The 4,124-nt window shown below is 62.0% G+C and carries 6 protein-coding genes; 3 read left to right on the top strand and 3 right to left on the bottom strand.

All coding sequences use genetic code 11. The features are described 5' to 3' along the window. Window positions 1-40: 40 nt before the first annotated feature. Window positions 41-562: a thermonuclease family protein gene (locus MOV61_RS28770; RefSeq protein WP_247139034.1), complete on the bottom strand. Its 522-nt coding sequence runs from the start codon at window positions 560-562 to the stop codon at window positions 41-43. A gap of 162 nt (window positions 563-724) precedes the next feature. Between MOV61_RS28770 and MOV61_RS28765 the strand changes: the two genes are divergently transcribed. Genes MOV61_RS28765 through MOV61_RS28755 form a run of 3 tightly spaced genes read left to right on the top strand, consistent with a single transcriptional unit; the run spans window position 725 to window position 2,811 of the window. Then, a complete protein-coding gene (locus tag MOV61_RS28765; RefSeq protein WP_247139033.1) occupies window positions 725-2,260 on the top strand; it encodes a HAMP domain-containing sensor histidine kinase in 1,536 nt (511 codons plus the stop codon). Window positions 2,261-2,308: 48 nt separating this feature from the next. Beyond that, window positions 2,309-2,539, top strand: a complete 231-nt coding sequence (locus MOV61_RS28760; protein ID WP_038542721.1) for a hypothetical protein — start codon at window positions 2,309-2,311, stop codon at window positions 2,537-2,539. Continuing rightward, complete coding sequence (locus MOV61_RS28755; protein ID WP_038542719.1) at window positions 2,536-2,811, top strand: type II toxin-antitoxin system RelE/ParE family toxin; 276 nt, start codon at window positions 2,536-2,538, stop codon at window positions 2,809-2,811. Before MOV61_RS28760 ends, MOV61_RS28755 begins: the two co-directional genes overlap by 4 nt. Here MOV61_RS28755 and MOV61_RS28750 read toward each other — a convergent pair. After that, on the bottom strand, window positions 2,808-3,200 hold the full coding sequence (locus MOV61_RS28750; protein ID WP_247139032.1) for a diacylglycerol kinase: 393 nt from the start codon (window positions 3,198-3,200) through the stop codon (window positions 2,808-2,810). The genes MOV61_RS28755 and MOV61_RS28750 overlap by 4 nt on opposite strands. Window positions 3,201-3,207: 7 nt before the next feature. Continuing rightward, a partial coding sequence (cobT, locus tag MOV61_RS28745) for a nicotinate-nucleotide--dimethylbenzimidazole phosphoribosyltransferase (protein WP_247139031.1) occupies window positions 3,208-4,124 on the bottom strand: 917 nt, incomplete at its 5' end.

The raw sequence follows: 4,124 nt of genomic DNA, 5'->3' as shown, positions 1-4,124 counted from the left end.
CCGATATCCTCCTCGCCGTCGGCGATGTCATCCATCCTCATTACCAGGCCGTCACCCGTTTCATCCAATCCCAAAATGCCTCCACCAGGCTGACATCGTCCATCCTGCCGCGGCTGGCGCGCCAGTCACGCGGGCTTTCGAACCGGCCGGCCCACAACCCCTGCCGTTCGTGCCGCGCTGCCACCTGTTCCTGCGCATAACGTCCCGAGGCGACGGCGAGACCCTGCCGCACCAGCGTGCCGTTGATGCTGGTCGTGCCCGAATGGCAGCGGACGAGAAGCCGACGATATTTGTCGCGCTCGCGGCCGAGACATTCCGTCTTGCCGTCTGCAACGAGGCGCATCAGCAGCCGTCTCGCCTCCTCCCCGCAGGCCCATGGTTTGCCGCGGCCGTCTTCGCAGGTCTGGTCGAGTTCCGGCGCATCCATACCCTGCAGCCGCAGGCGCTCGCCGCCCATCGCCAGCGTATCGCCGTCGATCACGTAGAACGGGCCGCGGAGGACGCTGTCGGCTGCCTCGTCCAGCTTGGCGGCAATCAGCACCAGAAGGATGAAGAAGGCCACGAGAAACGCGCCGTCGCGAAAAACCCTGAACGTTCGAGCCACAATCCAGCCTTATTGGAAAACGGAAGCTTCAGGAAAATGGCAAACAAAACCTTTCCCGGCAGTACTCTCTTAAGGATTTGGACATACTCTCTCAACACCCGGGGTATCAGTTCAGTGGCCATGAGTAGCGGCGTCAGCACATCGACCGACAAGAACATCGTTGATCGCTCGCGCGGCCACCGTAACAAGGCCGTCTCTAAAGCCGTTCGCGCCACGCGTGAACGCCTGCAGTCCAGCTCCCAGGGCAATCAGATCTTCGACCGCGACATGATCGCCATGCACGTCAATTCCGTGCTGCAGGGCGCATCGGTCATGCCGATCTTCATCATCGTGGTGACGGCGATCGGCGTCTATCTCAACCCCAACGCCAATCTTTTTGCCTGGGCGCTGCTGATGTTCAGCGTCCATGCGATCAACGTGCTGATCGCCCGCCGCGCCAGCCGCAAGGATATCGGCTCGGGCGACGTCCAGAAATGGCGCCGCAGGCTGCTCGCGGCACAATTGATCGTCGGCACCGGCTGGGCGCTCTTTGCGCTGCAGAACTGCAATGCCTGTTCGGGCGACAATTATTATTTCTACAAGGGTGCCGTTCTCCTTTTCGCGATCTCGATCACCGCTATGAGCAGTTTCATGCTGCGGCTCGGCGTGTTGTTCGGCTTCCTGCCGATGATCCTGGCGCTGCTTGCGACGGCCATCCTGACACGGAATGTGCTTGATATCGGCATGATCGCGATCTGCGCCATCGCGGTCGTCTTCTTCCACTATATCGCCGACCGGCTCTATCGCTCCAACCTGACGCTGATGTCCTATCAGTCGGAAAAGGACGACCTGATCGCCGAGTTGGAAGTGGCGAAATCCATGTCGGACGAAGCCCGCCGCCGCGCCGAAGAGGCCAACCTTGCCAAATCCCGGTTCCTCGCCTCGATGTCGCACGAGCTGCGCACGCCGCTCAACGCCATCCTCGGTTTCTCCGAAGTCATGAGTTCCGAGGTCCTCGGTCCGCTCGCCAACCCGACCTACAAGGAATATGCCGGCGACATCCACCGTTCCGGCCAGCATCTCCTCAATCTGATCAACGAAATCCTCGACCTGTCGCGCATCGAGGCCGGCCGCTACGACCTCGCCGAGGAATCGCTGTCGCTGCTGGAGATCGCCGAGGATTGCATCGGCATGGTGCAGCTGCGCGCCAGCGCCAAGAACATCTCGATCAGCCAGCAGTTCGAACCGCAATTGCCGCAGGTCTGGGTCGATGAAAAATCGATGCGGCAGGTCCTGCTGAACCTGTTGTCGAATGCGGTCAAGTTCACGCCCCAGGGCGGCGAGGTGACCGTCAAGGTCGGCTGGACAGCCGGTGGTGGCCAGTATGTAGCGATCAAGGACAACGGACCCGGCATTCCGGAAGAGGAAATCCCGGTTGTGCTGTCGGCCTTCGGCCAGGGCTCGATCGCCATCAAGAGCGCCGAACAGGGCACCGGCCTCGGTCTGCCGATCGTCCAGGCGATCCTTGCCAAGCACGACGGCCAGTTCATCCTGCGCTCCAAGCTGCGCGAGGGCACCGAAGCGATTGCCATCCTTCCCGCGACGCGCGTGCTGCAGAGCGTGCCGGCGGTTGCCGACGCCCAGACGGTCGCCCGCCGTCGCAAGAGCTTCGCCTGAGGCGATCGACCTCTTTTGCACCGGACTGTTTCGGTGCATAATGTGGCCATGACCAAACTTCTCGACCGCGCCATCGAAGCAGCCAAAGAACTGCCTGCTGAAATGCAGGACGAGATCGCCGAGATTCTTCTAAGCTTCATGGGCAAAGATGATGGAGACGTCTATCAGCTTACGCCGGAGGAAGAAGCCGATCTGGAAGAGGCCGATCGGGAGATTGAACGCGGGGAAGTAGTCGGCGAGGAAGTAGTCCGTACCATTCTCGCGAAATATCTTCGATGAGCGTGCGCTTTACCGCACTTTCGTCCCGACAGATCGATAAAGCCCTATCCTATATCCGCGAGCGGTCTCCATCCGGCGCAGAAAGCGTCTCGCAAAGAATTTCCGAGGCCATTGACCTGCTTGGTCACCAGCCGCGTGCAGGCCGCAAGACGACCAAACCGTCCACGCGAAGGCTTACCCTAGCGCCTTACCCTTACGTCATGCTGTATCGGGTTACCGGCGACAATGTCGTCGTGACCCGCTTCCTCCACTCGGCACGCAAAAGCGCCTAATTCCAAACGCTCCGCACCACCACATAAAGCACGAAAAACCAGTTGGCGCAGAGCAGGCAAAAGACCGCGAACGAGCCGAGGTCCTTGGCGTGGCGGCCGACGGTGGAGATTTCCGGCGAAATGCGGTCGACCAGTTCCTCGATCGCGGTGTTCAGCGATTCCACCGCAAACAGCACCAGCATCAGGATGGCGAAGACGAAATAGTCGAAAGCACCGGCGCCGACAATCGCAAACAGCACGACGGCCGCCGCACAGGCGATCACCTCGTGGCGAAAGGCTTCCTCCTGCCACAGGCGCACCAGCCCCTGCATCGAATAACGGAAGGCCGCAATCACCCGGCGGATGCCGGTCGCCCTTTCGATATTGCTGTCGAGCGGCGTCTTTTCCATCCGGGGCTCAGTGGCTCTTGTTGCTGACGCCGGCCTGCTCGAATGTCGCCATGCCGGAATGGCAGGCGGCGGCAGCCTTGACGATGCCGGCCGCAAGTGCCGCACCGGTCCCCTCGCCGAGCCGCATGCCGAGTGCCAGAAGCGGCGTCTTGCCGAGCTTCTCGATCGCACGCAGATGTCCCGGTTCGCCGGAGACGTGGCCGATCAGGCAGTGGTCGAGCGCTGCCGGATTGGCGGCCTTGAGGATGGAGGCCGCGGCCGTCACCACGTAACCGTCGAGCAGGACCGGGATCTTTTCGACGCGTGCAGCCAGGATCGCGCCTGCGATCGCGGCGATCTCGCGGCCGCCGAGACGGCGCAGGATTTCCAACGGATCGCTCAGGTGATCCTCGTGGAATTCGACGGCCGCCTTCACCGCGGCGATCTTGCGCTCCATGAATTCGCCATGCGAACCGGTGCCGGGACCGACCCAGTCCTCCGCCTCGCCACCATAAAGCGCGAGGTTGATGGCAGCCGCGATCGTCGTGTTGCCGATGCCCATTTCGCCGATGCAGAGAAGATCGGTGCCGCCGGCAATCGCCTCCATTCCGAAGGCCATGGTCGCGGCGCAGTCACGTTCCGAAAGTGCCGCTTCGGTGGTGATGTCGCCGGTCGGATAATCGAGCGCCAGGTCGAAGATCTTCAGGCCGAGATCATGGGTGACGCAGATCTGGTTGATCGCCGCACCGCCGGCTGCAAAATTCTCGACCATCTGCTGGGTCACCGACGACGGGAACGGTGTCACGCCATGGCGGGTAACGCCATGATTGCCGGCGAAAATCGCTACAAGCGGGCGGTTGACCGCCGGTGCGCGGCCTGTCCAGGCGGCCAGCCAGAAGGCGATTTCCTCAAGCCGCCCCAGGGCGCCCGGCGGCTTGGTCAGCT

The organism is Neorhizobium sp. BETTINA12A (assembly GCF_023006485.1).
Taxonomy (GTDB): Bacteria; Pseudomonadota; Alphaproteobacteria; order Rhizobiales; family Rhizobiaceae; genus Neorhizobium.
This window is presented reverse-complemented; position numbering and strand designations above follow the sequence as displayed.